The 17,181-nt window shown below is 65.9% G+C and carries 14 protein-coding genes; 8 read left to right on the top strand and 6 right to left on the bottom strand.

The features are described from left to right. Positions 1-30: 30 nt before the first annotated feature. From ACZK33_RS07790 to ACZK33_RS07780, 3 genes are all read right to left on the bottom strand, one after another. Positions 31-1,140 (bottom strand): polyamine ABC transporter substrate-binding protein, encoded by a 1,110-nt coding sequence (locus ACZK33_RS07790; protein ID WP_004151739.1) that lies wholly within the window; start codon positions 1,138-1,140, stop codon positions 31-33. A 91-nt stretch (positions 1,141-1,231) separates the two neighbouring features. Then, positions 1,232-2,629 carry a glutamine synthetase family protein gene (locus ACZK33_RS07785; RefSeq protein WP_423175400.1) on the bottom strand — a complete coding sequence of 466 codons (1,398 nt, stop codon included), beginning with the start codon at positions 2,627-2,629 and terminating at the stop codon, positions 1,232-1,234. Then, the gene (locus ACZK33_RS07780; RefSeq protein ID WP_032127879.1) at positions 2,626-3,387 is read right to left on the bottom strand and encodes a gamma-glutamyl-gamma-aminobutyrate hydrolase family protein; all 762 of its coding nucleotides are present in this window, start codon (positions 3,385-3,387) and stop codon (positions 2,626-2,628) included. The genes ACZK33_RS07785 and ACZK33_RS07780 overlap by 4 nt, the downstream gene beginning before the upstream one ends. A gap of 161 nt (positions 3,388-3,548) precedes the next feature. On the opposite strand from ACZK33_RS07780, the gene ACZK33_RS07775 reads away from it, so the two are divergent. Together ACZK33_RS07775 and ACZK33_RS07770 are read left to right on the top strand one after the other, a co-directional pair. Then, a complete protein-coding gene (locus ACZK33_RS07775) occupies positions 3,549-4,826 on the top strand; it encodes an NAD(P)/FAD-dependent oxidoreductase (RefSeq protein ID WP_423175398.1) in 1,278 nt (425 codons plus the stop codon). Between the two features lie 202 nt (positions 4,827-5,028). Continuing rightward, complete coding sequence (locus ACZK33_RS07770; RefSeq protein ID WP_049399959.1) at positions 5,029-6,633, top strand: MASE1 domain-containing protein; 1,605 nt, start codon at positions 5,029-5,031, stop codon at positions 6,631-6,633. 120 nt (positions 6,634-6,753) lie between these two features. Here ACZK33_RS07770 and ACZK33_RS07765 read toward each other — a convergent pair whose 3' ends face one another. After that, positions 6,754-7,326: a hypothetical protein gene (locus tag ACZK33_RS07765; protein WP_134951119.1), complete on the bottom strand. Its 573-nt coding sequence runs from the start codon at positions 7,324-7,326 to the stop codon at positions 6,754-6,756. A 117-nt stretch (positions 7,327-7,443) separates the two neighbouring features. Here ACZK33_RS07765 and ACZK33_RS07760 point away from each other — a divergent pair, with 117 nt between their 5' ends. The 3 genes from ACZK33_RS07760 to ACZK33_RS07750 all read left to right on the top strand — a co-directional run bounded on the left by ACZK33_RS07760 (position 7,444) and on the right by ACZK33_RS07750 (position 10,983). Continuing rightward, positions 7,444-8,997 carry an MASE1 domain-containing protein gene (locus ACZK33_RS07760; protein ID WP_423175396.1) on the top strand — a complete coding sequence of 518 codons (1,554 nt, stop codon included), beginning with the start codon at positions 7,444-7,446 and terminating at the stop codon, positions 8,995-8,997. A gap of 95 nt (positions 8,998-9,092) precedes the next feature. Beyond that, a complete protein-coding gene (locus tag ACZK33_RS07755; RefSeq protein WP_032127881.1) occupies positions 9,093-10,436 on the top strand; it encodes a diguanylate cyclase in 1,344 nt (447 codons plus the stop codon). 85 nt (positions 10,437-10,521) lie between these two features. Next, the gene (locus ACZK33_RS07750; RefSeq protein WP_004151683.1) at positions 10,522-10,983 is read left to right on the top strand and encodes a bacteriohemerythrin; all 462 of its coding nucleotides are present in this window, start codon (positions 10,522-10,524) and stop codon (positions 10,981-10,983) included. Here ACZK33_RS07750 and ACZK33_RS07745 read toward each other — a convergent pair. Further along, positions 10,964-12,265 (bottom strand): MFS transporter, encoded by a 1,302-nt coding sequence (locus ACZK33_RS07745; RefSeq protein WP_423175394.1) that lies wholly within the window; start codon positions 12,263-12,265, stop codon positions 10,964-10,966. The two genes, ACZK33_RS07750 and ACZK33_RS07745, sit on opposite strands and share 20 nt — an antisense overlap. A gap of 147 nt (positions 12,266-12,412) precedes the next feature. Between ACZK33_RS07745 and ACZK33_RS07740 the strand changes: the two genes are divergently transcribed. Continuing rightward, on the top strand, positions 12,413-13,054 hold the full coding sequence (locus ACZK33_RS07740; protein ID WP_423175393.1) for a hypothetical protein: 642 nt from the start codon (positions 12,413-12,415) through the stop codon (positions 13,052-13,054). Positions 13,055-13,207: 153 nt separating this feature from the next. On the opposite strand, the gene ACZK33_RS07735 is transcribed toward ACZK33_RS07740, so the two are convergent. Then, complete coding sequence (locus tag ACZK33_RS07735; RefSeq protein ID WP_423175392.1) at positions 13,208-14,704, bottom strand: aldehyde dehydrogenase; 1,497 nt, start codon at positions 14,702-14,704, stop codon at positions 13,208-13,210. A 104-nt stretch (positions 14,705-14,808) separates the two neighbouring features. Between ACZK33_RS07735 and aptA the strand changes: the two genes are divergently transcribed. Further along, positions 14,809-16,161 (top strand): omega-aminotransferase AptA, encoded by a 1,353-nt coding sequence (aptA, locus tag ACZK33_RS07730; protein WP_423175391.1) that lies wholly within the window; start codon positions 14,809-14,811, stop codon positions 16,159-16,161. A gap of 63 nt (positions 16,162-16,224) precedes the next feature. Continuing rightward, entirely contained in the window at positions 16,225-17,103 is an 879-nt protein-coding gene (locus ACZK33_RS07725; protein WP_121503818.1) for a plasmid replication/partition related protein, read from the top strand. The last annotated feature ends 78 nt before the right edge of the window (positions 17,104-17,181 follow it).

Genomic DNA, 17,181 nt, shown 5'->3' with positions numbered 1-17,181 from the left:
CCGGGCATGGCCCGGCGGCGCCAGACCGGCTTAACGGCCGGTCTTCACCTCGGTCCACAGCCGGGTGTAGAGCTTGTCGGTCTCCGGCGTGTTGATCGAGTACGTGAACATCTTCTCGGCCACGTCGGCCGGCGGGTAGATGGTCGGGTCGGTACGGATCGCCTCATCCACCAGCGGGGTCGCGGTCGGCACCGGGTTGGCGTAGTGGATGAAGTTGGTGTTGGCCGCGGCAACCTTCGGCTGCAGCAGGTAGTTGATGAACGCGTACGCGGCCTCCGGATGCTTGGCGTCCTTCGGGATCGCCAGCATATCGAACCACTGCGGGGCGCCTTCCTTCGGGATCGAATAGGCCACGTGCACGCCATTGCTGGCTTCCTCGGCGCGGTCGCGGGCCTGGATGATGTCACCCGACCAGCCGACCACCAGGCAGGTGCCGCCATTGGCCAGCGAACCCACGTACTGCGAGGAGTGGAAATTCTGCACGTACGGTCGGATCGACTTCAGCAGGTCGGCCGCCTTCTGCAGCTCGGCCGGGTCACCGCTGTGCGGGTCCAGGCCCAGGTAATGCAGCGCGATCGGGATCATGTCCGCCGGCGTGTCCAGGATGGTCACGCCGCAGTCCTTCATCTTGCTGATGTTCTCCGGCTTGAACACCAGGTCCCAGCTGTTGGCGATGTCGGTGCTGCCGCCGAAGCGCTGCTTCAGCATCTCCACGTTGTAGCCGATGCCGGTGGTGCCGATCATGTACGGCACGCCGTACTGGTTGCCCGGGTCCTGGGTGGCGATGCGCTTCATCACCGCCGGATCGAGGTTGGCCAGGTTCGGGATCTTGCTCTTGTCCAGCGGCAGGAACACACCGGCCTGGATCTGGCGGCCGAAGAAGTTCAGGGTCGGCACCACCACGTCGTAGCCGCTGTTGCCGGCCAGCAGCTTGGTCTCGACCATCTCATCACTGTCGAACACATCGTAGGTCACCTTGATGCCGCTCTCCTTCTCGAAGGTCGGGATGGTGTCCTCGGCGATGTAATCGCTGTAGTTGTAGACGTTCAGGACCTGGCTGTCCTGCGCGCCGCCGTTGCCACCGCTGCAGGCGGCGAGCATGGCGGAGGCCAGGCCGAGCGTGAGGATACGCAGCTTCATCGGGTGCTCCAGAATGCGGAAAGGGGGGCCGGCGGGGCCGGCGACGGGTGCCAGCCTACCCCCCGGCGGCGGATTTTTCTATTCCAGATGCTCAGACGTTCAGCAGCAGGAACTCGCGCTCCCACGAGCTGATGACGCGGAAGAAGGTCTCATATTCCTTGCGCTTGACCGAGATGTAGGCGCGGCAGAAGCGCTCGCCCAGCAGCGCCTGCAGCTCGCTGCACTGCTCCAGCCCGTCCAGCGCTTCGCCCAGCGAGCGCGGCAGGTTGTAGCCCAGTTCCTTGGCGCTGCCGGTCACCGGCGCATCCGGTGCCAGCCGCTCGCGGATGCCCAGCAGGCCGCAGGCCAGGGTCGCCGCCATCGCCAGATAGGGATTGGCGTCAGACCCGGCGAAGCGGCTTTCCACGCGCATGTTCTCCGGCGTGTCCAGCGGCACGCGCAGCCCGCAGGTGCGGTTGTCATAGCCCCAGTGCACGTTGCTCGGCGAGACCTCGCCGAACACCAGCCGGCGATAGGAATTCACGTTCGGCGCAAAGAAGGCCATCGCCTGCGGCACGTATTTCTGCAGGCCGCCCAGGTAGTGGCCGAACACCGGGCTGAACTCGCCCTCGGCATGGGTCTCACCGGCGAACACATTGCTGCCATCGCTCACCCGCACCAGGCTCTGGTGGATGTGCATGGCACTGCCCGGCTCGTTTTCCATCGGCTTGGCCAGGAACGTGGCATACACCCCGTGGCGCATCGCCGCCTCGCGCATGGTGCGCTTGAACAGGAATACCTGGTCGGCCAGGTCCATCGCATCGGCGTGGGTGAAGTTGACCTCCAGCTGCGCGGCGCCGGATTCGTGGATCAGCGTGTCCACGTCCAGCTTCATCGCATCAGCATAGTCGTACATCAGGTCGAGGATCGGGTCGAATTCGTTGACCGCATCGATCGAGTACGACTGCCGCGCGGTTTCCGGACGCCCGGAGCGGCCGGCCGGTGGCAGCAGCGGGAAGTCCGGGTCGGTGTTCTTCTGCACCAGGAAGAACTCCAGCTCCGGCGCCACCACCGGGCGCAGGCCCAGCTCGGCGTAGGCCGCCATCACGCGGCGCAGCACGTTGCGCGGTGCCAGCTCGTGCGGCTCACCGCTCTTGGTGTAGCAATCGTGGATGACCTGCGCGGTGGCATCGGCCGCCCACGGCACCATGCGCACCGTGTCCGGATCGGGGCGCAGCATCATGTCCGAGTCCGACGGCGAGGTCAGGTCGTAGTAATCGTCAGGGAATTCGCCGGTGACGGTGGTGGCGAAGATGCCCTCGGGCAGCCGCGTGCCGTAGTCGTGCGAGAACTTGTCAGCCGGAATGATCTTGCCGCGCGCGTTGCCGGTGATGTCCGGCACCAGGCACTCGACCTCGGTGATGCGCCGCTCCTTCAGCCAACGCAGCAGACTGCTTTCCTGCGGTGCGGGGGGCGTAGCCGTCTTGCGCGGGCGCGTTCGGGAACTCATCGGGAATCCAGTCGGTTCTGTTGGTGCTGCCGGCAAGCTTGGCCGAACGCACGGAAAATAGCGTGATAGAACGGCGAATCCATGACACGCCACTCCGGGTGCCACTGTACGCCGAGCACGAAATCATGGTGCAGGCTGCGTGCCGCCTCGACCAGGCCATCATCGGCCACGGCTTCGACCTGCAGCCCCTGCGCCAGACGAGCGATACCCTGCCCGTGTACCGAATTGACCTGCGTCCGGCCACTGCCGCTCCACCGCGCCAACCAGCCATCAGCGGCCAGGGTGACCGTGTGGGCCGGCCCGTACTGCACCTCCACCGGCGCCTGCGGGTCTTCGCGATGGTCGGCCAGACCAGGCACCGCGTGCACCTGCGGATGCAGGTTGCCACCCAGCGCGACGTTCAGTTCCTGGAAGCCGCGACAGATCGCCAGCACCGGCAGGTCCAGCGCCAGCGCTTCGCGCAGCAGCCCGAAGGCATTGGCATCGCGGGCCGGGTCGTGCGGATTGCCTGGCCAGCTGCGGCCGCCCTCGTAGTGCTGCGGTTCGATGTTGCTGACCGCGCCGGTCAACAGCAGGCCATCGAGCCCCTGCAGCCATTCGCCAGCCGGCAAAGGAGGCTGCAGGCTCGGCAATACAACCGGGGTCACTTCGGCAGCCTCGGCCAGCGCGCGCACGTACTTCTCGCCGGCCACCGCGAAGCGGTGATGGCCGAGCACGGTGCTGTCGGTGGGCAGGCCCACCCAGGGCAGGCGGCGCATGGGAAAACTCCTTGGCGTGCCGACACGTTACCCGTCGGCCCGCGAATGCGGCAAGTCGTCGCCGTCACACCATGGCCGTCACGCATCGGCGAAACTAGTCGCGTGAACACTGATCGTCCTCCCCCGCTCCGTCCTTCCGTACTGCGCCTGCGAGGCCGGCGGTGAGCGCCGCCTTCCCGCCCAGCTGGTACGCCGCCAGCCTGCCCGAGCCGCCCGCACTGCCCTCGCTGCAGGGGAATGTGCAGGCCGATGTCGCAGTGCTTGGCGCGGGCTACACCGGCCTGACCGCAGCACTGGAACTGGCTACGCGTGGCCAGCGCGTGGTGGTGCTGGACGCGCAGCGGATCGGTTGGGGCGCGTCCGGTCGCAACGGTGGCCAGGCGCTGGTGGGCTATGGCTGCGAGGTGGACGAGCTGGAGCGCCAGCTCGGCCGCGACGATGCGCGCCACCTGTTCGACTGGTCACGTGACGCGGTCGGGGCAATGCGCACGCGCATCGATCACCACGGCATCGACTGCCATTGGGTGGAAGGCCATGCCAGCGTCGCCATCCGTGAACGCCATGAGCGTGAACTACTGGCCAACTGCGAGCACCTGCAGCGCCACTACGACTACCCGATGCAATGGTGGGACCGTGATGCCCTGCGCGCGCAGCTGGACAGCCCGCGCTACCGCGCCGCGATGTTCGACCCGCTCAGCGCGCACCTGCAACCGCTGGCGTATGCACGCGGCCTGGCCGATGCGGCGCGCGCCGCCGGCGTGGTGATCCACGAGAATTCCGCAGTGACCCGCGTGCAGCGCGGACCACAGCCTTCCCTGCATACCGCTCAGGGCAGCGTGCGCGCTGCGCATCTGGTGGTGGCCGGCAACGCCTGGCTGCAGGGCCTGCTGCCCGAGCTGGAACGGCGGATCATGCCGGTGGGCACCTATATCGGCGCCAGCCAGCCGCTGGGTGCTGAACGCGCCCGGGCCCTGATCGGCAACAACATGGCCGTGGCCGACACCGCATGGGCTCTGGACTACTTCCGCCTCAGCCACGACCACCGGCTGCTGTTCGGCGGCCGCGCCAGCTACTCGGCCCTGCCCCCACCCGGCCTGCGCGGGGTGATGCAGCGGCGCATGCACCAGGTGTTCCCACAGCTGGCCGACGTGGCACTGGACCAGGTCTGGGGTGGTTATGTGGACATTACCCGCAACCGCGCCCCGCATTGGGGCCGGCTGGACGGCAACCTGTACTTCGCGCAGGGGTTCTCCGGCCATGGGGTGGCCGCCGCCGGGCTGGCCGGCGAGGTGATCGCCGCCGCCATTGCCGGCCAGAGCGAGCGTCTGGACGTGTTCCAGCGCCTGCGGCATGCGCCCTTCCCCGGTGGCCGGCTGCTGCGCACGCCGCTGCTGGTGGCGGCGATGTCGTGGTACAAGCTGCGGGATGCGTTGTGGTGAGTTGATCAGGGATCCCCCTGAATCAGCTGCCTCGAAAACTGTGAAACCCGTCGCCACGGCAATTCATGTGATGATTTTCTCACTTGCCCGGCGCTGCGCTGCAGTGATTGCATAATCGAACGCGTGTCGATACCGTCGGTAAGAACCGGGTCCCGCGGCGAATGGATGCTGACAGGGAACGTACTGTGAAGGGGTAGTGCGATTGAATTGGTGGAATGAAGGCCTGCAGCTGAAGTTGCGCATCCATCCGGCAGGACTTGCCTTGGCTGTGCTGTATGCCATTGCCTGTTGGGCCACCCGCCAGCTGTCCCTTGATCAGTTCTATCTGCCCGCTGGTGTACGCGTGGCCGCGGTACTGCTCTGCCCTCCTCGGCTTTGGCCCTATCTCCTGCTGGGCGAGTACGCCTATTTCGCACAGATGCGAGTGCCGATGATCGATCGGTACGGGCTGACATGGGTCATTCTCGGCTCGGTGTTCCAGATGCCGGTTGTAATGACGATCGTCTATCTCCATCGCAATGTAATCTCGGCAGTAAAGAACGCTTGGCTCATCTCGATTGCTGCCTTCGCTGCAGTTTCCGTCACACTGATCAACCTGCTTCTGGCGAACTTCCTCTGGCCAACACCTCCCGCTTTTCCGCTGTTGACCGGAATCGTCCGCCTGGTAGTAGGTGACTTCATAGGCATACTCACGTTTGCGCCGCTTGTGCTGCTGTGGTCGCGAGGCAAGGCTGAAGTGCAGGTCCGGAAACGGGATATCGCACAGATGGCAGGAGCGCTTGCGCTGATGGTCGTGTTCGGCCTTTGGGCTGCGGACGTACCTGCCGATGCTGTGACGACAAAAGTATCCCTGCAACTCCTCATGGCGCTTCCCGCCGTTCTTCTCACATGCGTATATGGGTGGCGGGGCGCCGCCATCGGCGTGCCGACCCTGAACATGATTATCGGTCTGACAACACCTTCGTCTCACCCTGAGTCATTCGATCCTGCATCGTTCGCGACCCAGCAGATCATGGCCGTCACGGGCGCAGCACTGCTCATACTGGGCTCCCGGATCACTCACTACTATCACCGTTATCGACTGCGGGAGGTCGGCGAGAAAAATGCCATCAGACTTGCTCGGAGCTCCCATGTCGCCAGTGAGCTGGATCTTCGCGAACGCGCGTTGCATCTGCGGAAGCTTGGGGATGGCATTGATCATGCGCTTGACGAGGTGATCAACTGGCTTACTGCACAAGGCCATCATGCGATTGCGGAGAGCCTTGTACATGTGGCGTCGATTCATTCGCGCCAGTTCCGCGAGCAGACAAGCATGATTTATCCGACCGCCCTGGAGCAGCTCGGCCTTTATGTTGCCCTCCGAGCAGGTGGCGTTCGCGAAGCATGGGAAAGAACGGCTCGCGTCGCCAATCCGTCGTTGCTTGGCGACCCCTGTCAACTCAGTGTCGGACTGCAGCTTGCTGCCTACCGCACTGTGATAGATGCGGTGTCACTGCTGATCCAGGGTGAAACGGGACAGATCTACGTGCGGGCGCGTTGCGGACGGACGGGTTCGCATCGTGGAATCCTGATAGCGGTATCACTACTGGATCAACATCAACGCCTTTCGGACACAACCGCCGCTGCCGCGATGGAACGACTGGCCGGCAGGACGCTTGCCTACGGCGGCACACTGAAATGCAACCGAAATCGCATCGTGCTGGCAATGAAGGAAACGGGTACAGCCGCTCCTCTGGATGCTTTTTCATCAGATGCCCGGAACAGCCTTTCGGGACTCGAAGCGGGTCCCTCACGCGCTCAGGCTTGAATGACAAGGTCTACTGACTTCTGTTTCGATAGCAGGCATTTGCCCCCGCCTTGAGCGTGGTCGCGGAAACGTGCAAGCGGTTTTGATCGCTCGCACGCCTCAAGCCCTCCGGTCCGGGCGCTACGGTGTTTCGACAGACCAGATGTCGCCATCCGCGGTGGCATACCGCACCAGTACCACGTCCTGCGCACGATACACCTCGGAACGCTTTGCAGTGGATGGGACAGTGAGTCGCTGACCGGGAAGCGAAACAAGTGCTGCGGACTTGCCGGCAGGCAATGCAAAGTACGCACCAGCGGCATTGCCGATGATCAGCTTTACCTGCCCGGTCAGATCGTTGACCTGCAGGTAGACCATGCCATCGCGTTGGAAGGCATACACCTGCCAAGCGGGATCGGCGCTGATGTCTGCGGCGGCAGGGTTGGTCTCACCAAGGCCTGCCTTCGAAACTGCGGCACTTGCCAAGGGACTGCCGTGGTAGTCACCGCCCCCTCTATCACTCGCGAATACCGGAGCTGCGGCGAACAATGTTGCCCCGGCTACAACACCAACAAATATGGATCGCACAATGACCTCCTGGTCGGGATAAGAGCAAACAACCTCAAAACGATAGTAGCGCCTTCCCGCCACAACAAAGTGATTGACGGATAATCCGGACGATTTAGTTCCATTCGTGCCCCCCTTGCACACCATGCCCGCACCACGTCATCTGCAGAAGAAGGAGGGTGCTGATTGCGCCTGCGACGATCTAGTGGATAGTGTCCAGTAGCGGGCCAGCGGTAGCTGAGCGGGAGCAAAGGAGGCTTGTTTTTGGACCGATTCAAGAAAGCAATTGAACTGAGCTTCCGGATCCGTCCGGTCGGTCTCGTGCTGGCCGCCGTCTATGCGGCCAGCTGCCTCATATCGCGTCAGTTCTCGCTCGATCAGTTCTTCCTGCCCGCAGGCATCCGGGCAGCGGCACTGCTGATCGTCCCGCCCCGCTTGTGGCCCTACCTGTTGCTGGGCGAATACATCTACTTCGCGACGCTGCGCATCCCCATGATTGATGCCTACGGCTTGGCGTGGGTCATCCTGGCGTCAACACTGTTGATGCCGATGGCGATGCTGGTGGTCCACCTTCACCTCAGGAGAATACCGTCCGAGGCCGCCACCGGTCTCTGGCTGCTGTCGTTGTCGATCTGCACGGCACTGTTCGTCCCGGGTCTCAACCTGAGCATTTCATATGTTCTCTGGTCGAACCCTCCGCCGAGCAACCTGCTGGACGCGGTCGACCGAACGCTCTTTGGTCACTTCGCGGCCATCATTACCCTGCTCCCGCTGGCCTTCCTTTGGGCGCAGCGGCACGCGGATCCCAGGTGGAGCACCCGCTTTGTTGCGCCTACAGCTGCAGCGATCCTGGCGATGCTGATACTGGGGTTGGGCATGCAGCTGACAGACAGTAGCGCACATACCACCCGCACACACCTTGTCCTGCTGGCGGCTCTACCTGCCATCGCCCTGACCTTCATGCATGGCTGGCGCGGCGCTGCCATCGCGATTCCGCTGTTGAATCTCCCACTTCACGGCGCTACGCCCAGTACCGGCCTGCCCTCCTCTTTCGACCTCGGTACGTTCGCCACCCAGCAGAACATGGCGGTGATGAGTGTCGCGCTGCTCGCGCTCGGGTCCAGCATCAGCTACCACCATCAGCGCGCCCGGTCCCGCGGCCTGGCCGAAGAAACGACGCTGCGCCTGGCACGCAGTTCCCACCAGACCAGCGAGCGGGAGCTGCGTGAACGGGCCGTCCACCTGAAGCATCTGAGCGACGGCATGGACAGCTCGCTCGTTGAAATGGTCAGCTGGCTGAAGGCTCAGGGCCATCATGCAGTGGCGAACAGCCTGCAACACGCTTCATCCGTGCACTCACGGCTGTTCCGTGAACAGGCCAGCCTGGTCTATCCCACCGGACTGGAGCAGGTGGGGCTGTACATCGCCCTGCAAGCCGGTGGTGCATGCGAAATCTGGAACAACACGCACCGCGTCATTCCGCCCAGGCTGGCGGGCAACCCCTGCCTGCTGACCGTGGATCTGCAACTTGCCATTTACCGCTCCCTGATCGAGGCGGTGTCGCTGCTGCTGGAGCTGGAGACCGGGCAGGTCTGCGTGCGCGCCCGAAGTGGCCGCGCGGGCGGACGTCGCGGCATCGTTGCCGTCGTGAGCCTGCTCGACCGTGACTGCACGCTGTCGACACGCACCACCCAACAGGCCGTCGAGCGTCTGGCCGGACGGATGCTTGCCTACGGCGGAACGGTCCACTGCCGGGGCAATCGCCTGCGACTGGTCCTGCATGAATCGATCACCCACGCCTCGCCAGCGGCGGCCTGACACGGGATCTGGCCCGGCGCGCAACGTTCGCCGCTAAAGTTACACCCGAAACCGCCGCTATCCGTGCCGAGCCCTCCTTCGTGAGCCACCGCATCATGCCCGTCCTGCCGCAGGCCGCCGTCGATGGCGACCTGGCCGATCCGCTGCCGCAGCGGATCCTGCTGGTCGAAAATTCCCGTGCCTTTACCGGCATGCTGCGCGAAGCCATCGAGCAACGCCTGGAACTGCCGGTGGTGATCGCCTCCACCCTGGCCGAGGCCGATCGCCTGCTGAGCGAGGGTGGCGGCTGGTTCCTGGTGCTGACCGGGTTGGTGCTGGCCGACGGCGACCGCGATGCGGTGGTCGAGTTCTTCCTCAAGCGCGACCTGCCGACCGTGGTGGTCAGCGGCGTGTACGACGAGGACCTGCGCAAGCGCGTGCTGCAGCAGCAGATCATCGACTACGTACTGAAGAACACCCCCGGCAGCATCGACTACCTGGTGTGGCTGGTACAGCGGCTGGAACGCAACCGCCGCATCGCCGCGCTGGTGGTGGACGATTCGCCGTCCGCGCGCGGCTATGCCGCGGCCCTGCTGCGCATGTATGGCCATGAGGTGCACGAAGCGGCCGATGGCAACGAGGGCCTGGCCGCGATCGAGGCGCATCCGGCGATCCGCCTGGCCGTGGTCGACCAGGAAATGCCGGGCATGCAGGGCGTGGAGTTCACCCGCCGCCTGCGTACCCTGCGCTCACGCGACAAGGTGGCGGTGATCGGCATCTCCGGCAACACCGACGCCTCGCTGATCCCGCGCTTCCTGAAGAACGGTGCCAACGACTTCCTGCGCAAGCCATTCTCGCGCGAGGAATTCTTCTGCCGGGTCTCGCAGAACGTGGACCAGCTGGAACTGATCGGCACCCTGCAGGATCTGGCCACCCGAGACTTCCTTACCGGCCTGCCCAACCGCCGCTGCTTCCTGGAACAGAGCCAGCGCCAGTTGCCGCAGCTGCAGCTGCATGGCCAGTGCGTGGCGGTGGCGATGATCGACATCGATCACTTCAAGCACATCAACGACACTCACGGCCACGAGGCCGGCGATGATGCGCTGCGCGCGGTGGCCGGTGCGGTGGCCGCGCATGCACGCAGCCAGGACCTGATCGCACGCTTCGGTGGCGAGGAGTTCTGCCTGCTGGTGCCGGACATGGAACAGGACGAAGCACTGCAGTACTTCGAGGAGCTGCGCCAGCGCATCGCCGCACTGGAAGTGGACATTGGCACCGCGACGCTTCGCATGACCGTCAGCATCGGCCTGTGCTGCCTGCGCCCGCAGCGTGATGCGCTGCACCGGCTGATCTCCGAGGCCGACCGCCAGCTGTACCTGGCCAAGGCCGGTGGCCGCAACCGGGTCAGCTGCACCACGGTGGCCAGCCCGCTGCGCCCGCGCGAGCCCGCCCTGCCCTGACCGGCCCGCTTTGATCCAGATCAACGCCGCACCCGCGCGGCGGCTCTACAGTCGGCCCCGACATACGCATGAAGGGGAGCCGGGGATGGCACTACTGGTCTGGCAGGACGATCTGAACATCGGCATCGATGTGATCGACCAACAACACCGCCGCATCATCGAGATGCTCAACCACCTGCACGTGGCCCAGGCCAGCATGCAGCGTGCGGCGGTGGGTGAAGTGATCGACGAGGTGGTGGACTACACCATGTCGCACTTCGCGTTCGAAGAAGAGTTGATGGAAGAAGCGGGCTACCCGTTCTGCGCCGCGCACAAGCGCGTGCATGAGGTCTTCATCAAGCGGGTATCGGAATACCGCATGCGCTTCCAGGCCGGCGAGGACATCAGCGACGAACTGCGCACCATGCTCTCACGCTGGCTGTTCAATCACATACGCGGTGATGACCAGGCCTATGCCGAACAGGTCAAGGCGCACCTGAACCAGTTCGCCCGCGAGCACCAGGGTGGCGGTTGGCTGGGGCGTACGCTCAAGCGCTTCTTTGGTTGAGCCGCAGGGCGCGCCGGTGCAGTGCCACCAGCGCGCACAGGGTCGCCACCGCAGTCAGGCACAGGTAGTAGCCGACCGCGACCAGGCCGAAGCGTTCGGCCAGCCAGGTGGCCAGGTACGGCGCCGGTGCCGCACCGAGAATGCCGGCCAGATTGAATGACAGCGAGGCGCCGGTGTAGCGCACCTCCACCGGATAGATCTCGGCCAGGAAGGTGCCACAGGGGCCGTAGGTCAGACCCATCAGGAACAGGCCCAGGCACAGGAAGGCCGTGACCAGCCACGGGCTGTGCGGCTGGAACAGCGGCGCGAACAGCACACCGAAGCCGACGATCAGTACGCTGGCGACAATCATCGTGCGCCGCGTGCCCCAACGGTCGCCATAGCGCGCCGACAGCGGGATACCCAGCGCGAAGAACAGCATGCCGGCCATCTGCATCAGAAGGAACTGCTCGCGGCTGTAGCCCAGCACCGCGGTGCCATGGCCTAGACTGAACACCGTCATCAAGTAGAACAGCACGAAGGTGGCGAACGCGCCCAGAGTGCCCAGCAGCATCGGCACCGGATGGTCACGCAGTACCGTCCACATCGGCAGCCGCACCGGCGCCTTGCGCTCCAGCGCTTTCTTGAAATCGGGCGTCTCGTGGATGTTCAGGCGCACCCACAGGCCGAGGCCGACCAGCAGTGCGCTGGCCACAAACGGGATACGCCAGCCCCACTGCAGGAAGTCTTCCTGGCTCAGGCAGCGGCCGAGCACCAGGAAAATGCCGGCCGACAGCAGGAAGCCGAGCGGCGCACCCAGCTGCGGGAACATGCCGTACCAGGCGCGCTTGCCCGGCGGTGCGTTCTCGGTGGCCAGCAGCACTGCCCCACCCCACTCGCCGCCCAACCCCAGGCCCTGGCCGAAGCGGCACAGCGCCAACAGCGCGGGGGCCCACAGGCCAATCTGCGCGTGGGTCGGCAGCAAACCGATCAGCACCGTGGACAGGCCCATGGTCAGCAGCGCGGCCACCAGCGTGGCCTTGCGGCCGATACGGTCGCCGAAATGGCCGAACACCGCCGAGCCGACCGGCCGCGCGATGAACGCGACCGCGAAGGTCGCCAGTGACTGCAACAGGGCCGCCTGTTCGCTGCTGTCCGGGAAGAACAGGTGTGGGAACACCAGCACCGCGGCCGTGGCGTAGATGTAGAAATCGAAGAACTCGATGGTGGTGCCGATCAGGCTGGCCAGCAGGACTCGACTGGGGGAATTCACTGACGGCGCGGCAGCGGTGATCGTCGACATCGGCAACACGGGTAACGGCGGATCGCCCGATTCTGCCACGGGCCGGTGGCCGCACGGGGCGATGGTTTCAGCCGACACCGATGCCAACGGAATTTTTCGGGTCACCCGCTAGGCTGCGCCACCGGTCCCTGCATGGATGCTTTGCCGATGACTGCAGTCGCGCTGTCGTGGTCCGATTCGCCGAAGCTGCCGCGCATGGCGGCATGGCTGGTGGTGCTGCTGGTGCATGGATTGATGGCAGTGTGGCTGCTGGGCAGCGGCAGGATGACGCTGCGCAGCGACGGAGGCGCCAGGATGACGTTGTACTGGCTGCCACCGAAGCAGCCCGTGCCGGCGCAACCGCGCCCGGCGCAGCCCACCGCAGAGGCAGCGCGCCCGGCCGCATCGACAGCGCCACGCCCGCCCCCGGCGGCACCTACGGATGCCAGTACCCCCGCGTTCGAGGAACCGCCTGCAACGGCGCCACTGATGCTGGACCTGCCTGCGGGCAGCATCGATGGCGGTGACGGCATCAGCGCAGCGGGCGTGGCCCCACGCCTGATCGGTCGGCGCGAGGTCCATCCCGCGTTCGCGCCGCGCCGCAATTACTTCCGGATCCGCCGGCAGATGACGCCGGAGCAGATCGTGCATGGCGTAGCGCAACTGCTGGGTTTGTGGCCACCGGGGTACATCGTCGACCCGTGCGAGCTGGGCAAGCAGGACATGGATTACTTCCAGAATGCCGTCGAAGAAGCCGACCGGGATCTGCTGCGTGCAGCGGTGCTGCAGGTGAGTACCCGCTGCCGGTAGCTCGACAGCTGTCTGCCTTCTGTAGAGTCGAGCAAGGCTCGACTGCTCTTCGCGAGAAGCAGCCGAGCATGGCTCGGCTCTACCGAAGAACGAAAAGCAGTCGAGCATGGCTCGACTCTACAAAGAGCGAACAGCGGTCAAGCAGCCACGTCGTTACAACTGGATCCAGGTGGCCTTGATTTCGCTGTACTTGTCGAAGGCATGCAGCGATTTGTCCCGGCCGTTGCCGGACTGCTTGTAACCACCAAACGGTGCGGTCATGTCGCCGCCATCCCAGCCGTTCACCCAGACGCTGCCAGTGCGCAACTGTCGCGCGACCCGATGCGCGCGGCCCAGATCGCGTGTCCAGAGACCGGCGGCCAGTCCGTAGCGGCTGTCGTTGGCCACGCGCACGGCTTCGGCCTCGTCGTCGAAACCGAGCACCGCCAGCACCGGCCCGAACACTTCCTCGCGTGCCAACGCCTGCTCCGGGCGCACCTGGTCGAACACCGTGGGCTGCACATAGCTGCCACCCGCCTCCACCTCGGCACGATGCCCGCCCAGCAGCAGGCGGGCACCTTCAGCTTCGGCGCGTGCGATATCCCGCATCACCTTGTCCAGATGCGCGGCGTCCACCAGCGCGCCCATCGGCGCGTCGGCGTCCAGCGGATGCTGCGGCTGCATGTGCTGGCCATAAGCAACCACCTGGTGCACGAAATCCTCACGGATCGAGCGCTGCACCAGCAAGCGCGACCCGGCGGTACAGACTTCGCCCTGGTTGAAGAAGATGCCCTGCGCCACGGCCTTGGCCGCCGCGTCCAGATCGGGAGCGTCGGCGAACACCACGTGCGGGCTCTTGCCGCCGCATTCCAGCCAGACCCGTTTGAGGTTGGATCGCCCGGAATACTCCAGCAGCTTCGCGCCGGTGGCAGTGGAACCGGTGAACGCCAACACATCCACGTCCATGTGCAGGGCCAGCGGTTCGCCAACGCGCGCGCCATGGCCCGGCAGCACGTTCAGCACGCCCTCCGGCAGGCCCGCCTCGGCGGCCAGCGCCGCCAGCCGCAGCGCACTCAGCGGCGACCGCTCCGAAGGCTTGAGCACCACCGAGTTGCCCATCGCCAGCGCCGGCGCGATCTTCCAACAGGCCATCAGCAACGGGAAATTCCACGGCACGATGGCCGCCACCACGCCCGCGGCTTCGCGGGTGACCAGTCCGAGTTCGTGCGGGCCAGTCGGCGCGATCTCGCCATACAGCTTGTCCACCGCTTCGGCGGTCCAGGTCAGGCAGCGCACCACACCGGGCAGGTCGATACGGCGTGCGTCACGCACCGGCTTGCCCATGTCCAGGGTTTCCAGCAGCGCCAGCTCATCGGCGTGCTTCTCCACCAGCGCGGCCAGCGCCAGCAACACGCGCTTGCGATGCGCCGGGCTCGCCTGCGACCAGTGGCCCGCCTCGAAGCTGCGCCGCGCGGCCAGTACCGCGCGTTCGACATCCTGCGCGTCGCAGTCGGCAACCGCGCCCAGCACGCGACCATCGATCGGGCTGATGCAGTCGAAGCGGGCGCCGCTGGCGGCATCGACATAACGGCCATCGATGAAGGCCTGGCCGGGCATCGAGAGCTGAAGGGACAGCGCCTGCCAGTGGCTGCGGTCGGGGAAATCGGCCATGGGAAGCTCCAGCGGTCAACGAGCTTTGGTTATACCGGGACCGCCGCGACTCCACCGTGACGCGGCTGCGCTACATTCGTCGCATCGGACCCGATGGAGCTGGCATGAAGCGTCCCGAAAGCGACCTGCACGACCTGGCCACCCAGCGTCCCGAGTCACTGGACGCGTACTGGATGCCGTTCACCGCCAACCGCCAGTACAAGGCCGCGCCGCGCATGCTGGTACGCGCCGAAGGCATGCACTACGAGGACGTTGACGGCCGCCAGATCCTCGACGGCACCGCCGGCCTGTGGTGCTGCAACGCCGGCCACGCCCGCCCGCGCATCGTCGAGGCCATCGTCGAGCAGGCACGCACCCTCGACTATTCGCCGGCCTTCCAGATGGGCTCGCCGCCAGCCTTTGCACTGGCGCAGCGGCTGGCCGCGCTGGCGCCTGCCCCGCTCAACCATGTGTTCTTCACCAGCTCCGGTTCCGAGGCGGTGGATACCGCGATGAAGATCGCGCTGGCCTATCACCGCCAGCGTGGCGAGGGCCAGCGCACCCGCTTCATCAGCCGCGAGAAGGCTTACCACGGGGTCGGTTTCGGCGGCATGGCGCTGGGTGGGCTGCCCAACAACCGCAGGGCGTTCGGCCTGCAGCTGAGCGGCGTGGACTACCTGCGGCATACCCTGGACCTGCCGCGCAATGCGTTCAGCAAGGGCCTGCCACGCCAGGGCGCGGAGCTGGCCGACGACCTGGAACGGCTGATCGCGCTGCACGATGCCTCGACCATCGCGGCGGTGTTCGTCGAGCCCATTGCCGGTTCGGCCGGGGTGATCCTGCCCGCGCCGGGCTATCTACAGCGCCTGCGCGAGCTGTGCGACCACCACGGCATCCTGCTGGTGTTCGACGAGGTCATCACCGGCTTCGGCCGGGTCGGCATGCCCTTCGCCGCGCAGCGCTTCGGGGTCACCCCGGACCTGCTTACCTTCGCCAAGGCGGTCAGCAACGGCGCGGTACCGCTGGGTGGCGTGCTGGCCAGCGACGCCGTGCATGCAACCCTGATGCAGGCACCGCCGCAGGCCATCGAGCTGTTCCATGGCTATACCCATTCCGGCCATCCGCTGGCCTGCGCCGCAGCACTGGCCACGCTGGAGGTCTATGCCGAGGAGCGCCTGTTCGAGCGTGCCATCGAGCTGGGCGAATACTGGCAGGAACGGCTGCACGCGCTGCAGGGCCTGCCCAACGTGATCGACATCCGCAACTTCGGGCTGGTCGGCGCGGTCGAGCTGGCGCCGCGCCGCGATGCCCCCGGCAGCCGTGGCTACGAGGTGTTCCGGCGCTGCTTCCAGGACGGTCGGCTGCTGGTGCGCTGTACCGGCGACATCATCGCGCTGTCGCCACCACTGATCGTGGACAAGGCGCAGATCGACCAGATCACCAGCACCCTGGGCGAGATGATCCGGGCCACCGCCTGAGCCCGGGCCGGCGGTGGCGAGCGGGTACAATGGGCGGTTCCGCTCCTGCTCGCTGCCGTGCCCATGGATATCGTCGTCAAAGAAGAACTCAAGGCCTACATCGACCCGCTGACCGCGGACGAACATGACGCGCTGGAGCGCAGCATCCTGGCCGAAGGCTGCCGCGATGCGCTGGTGCTGTGGGGTGATGTGCTGGTCGATGGCCACAACCGTTTCGGCATCTGCCAGAAGCATGGCCTGCCCTTCAATACCGTGCAGAACACCCGCTTCCAGAGCATGGAAGACGTGCACCTGTGGATGATCGAGCAGCACCTGGGCCGCCGCAGCGTGTCCGACTTCCAGCGCGGCGTGCTGGCGCTGCGCAAGCGCGACATCCTGGCCGCCCGCAAGCAGATCGAGCAGGCGCAGCTGCAACGCGAGAGCGACGGCACCGCCGAAGCCATCGAGGACGCGGGTGAGGACAGCCCGCCGTGGGAACCGGCACCGAAGATCAGCCGCGCCGAGCTGGCCCGCGAGGCCAAGCTGAGCACCAGCCAGGTCGGCATGATCGAACGCATCCACGCCCAGGCCGCGGCCGAGGTGGTGGAAGCGGTGAAGGCCGGCGTGATCTCGATCAGCGCTGCTGCTGCCGTGGCCGACCTGCCGGAAGACGAGCAGCGCGCCGCTGCCGCCGGTGGCAAGGATGAGCTGAAGCAGGCCGCCAAGCGCGTGCGCGAGTCCAAGCGCAAGCCGCGCGCACCGAAGCCGGGAGCAGCCGAGATGGACTTCGAGGAAGCGGACGAAGAGCAGATCGCCAGCCGCGACGCCGAGGTGCTGTCGGCACTGGAGCAGCTGGGCGAGGATGCCCCGGCGCTGCGCCGCCGCGTGGTCGCGCTGACCCGCGAGAACGACACCCTGCGCGCGCAGCTGGCGGCGTTGCGCAAGCAGCTCGAAGCGCTCTGAACCAACGGGTAGTGCCGGCCGCTGGCCGGCAACCCCATGAACGTTCCGGGTGCGTTGCGGATGCCGGCCAGCGGTCGG

This window comes from Stenotrophomonas sp. 86156_Sma (genome assembly GCF_056481625.1).
Note: the sequence above shows the minus strand (reverse complement) of the source record. Positions and strands in the feature narration are given on the sequence as shown.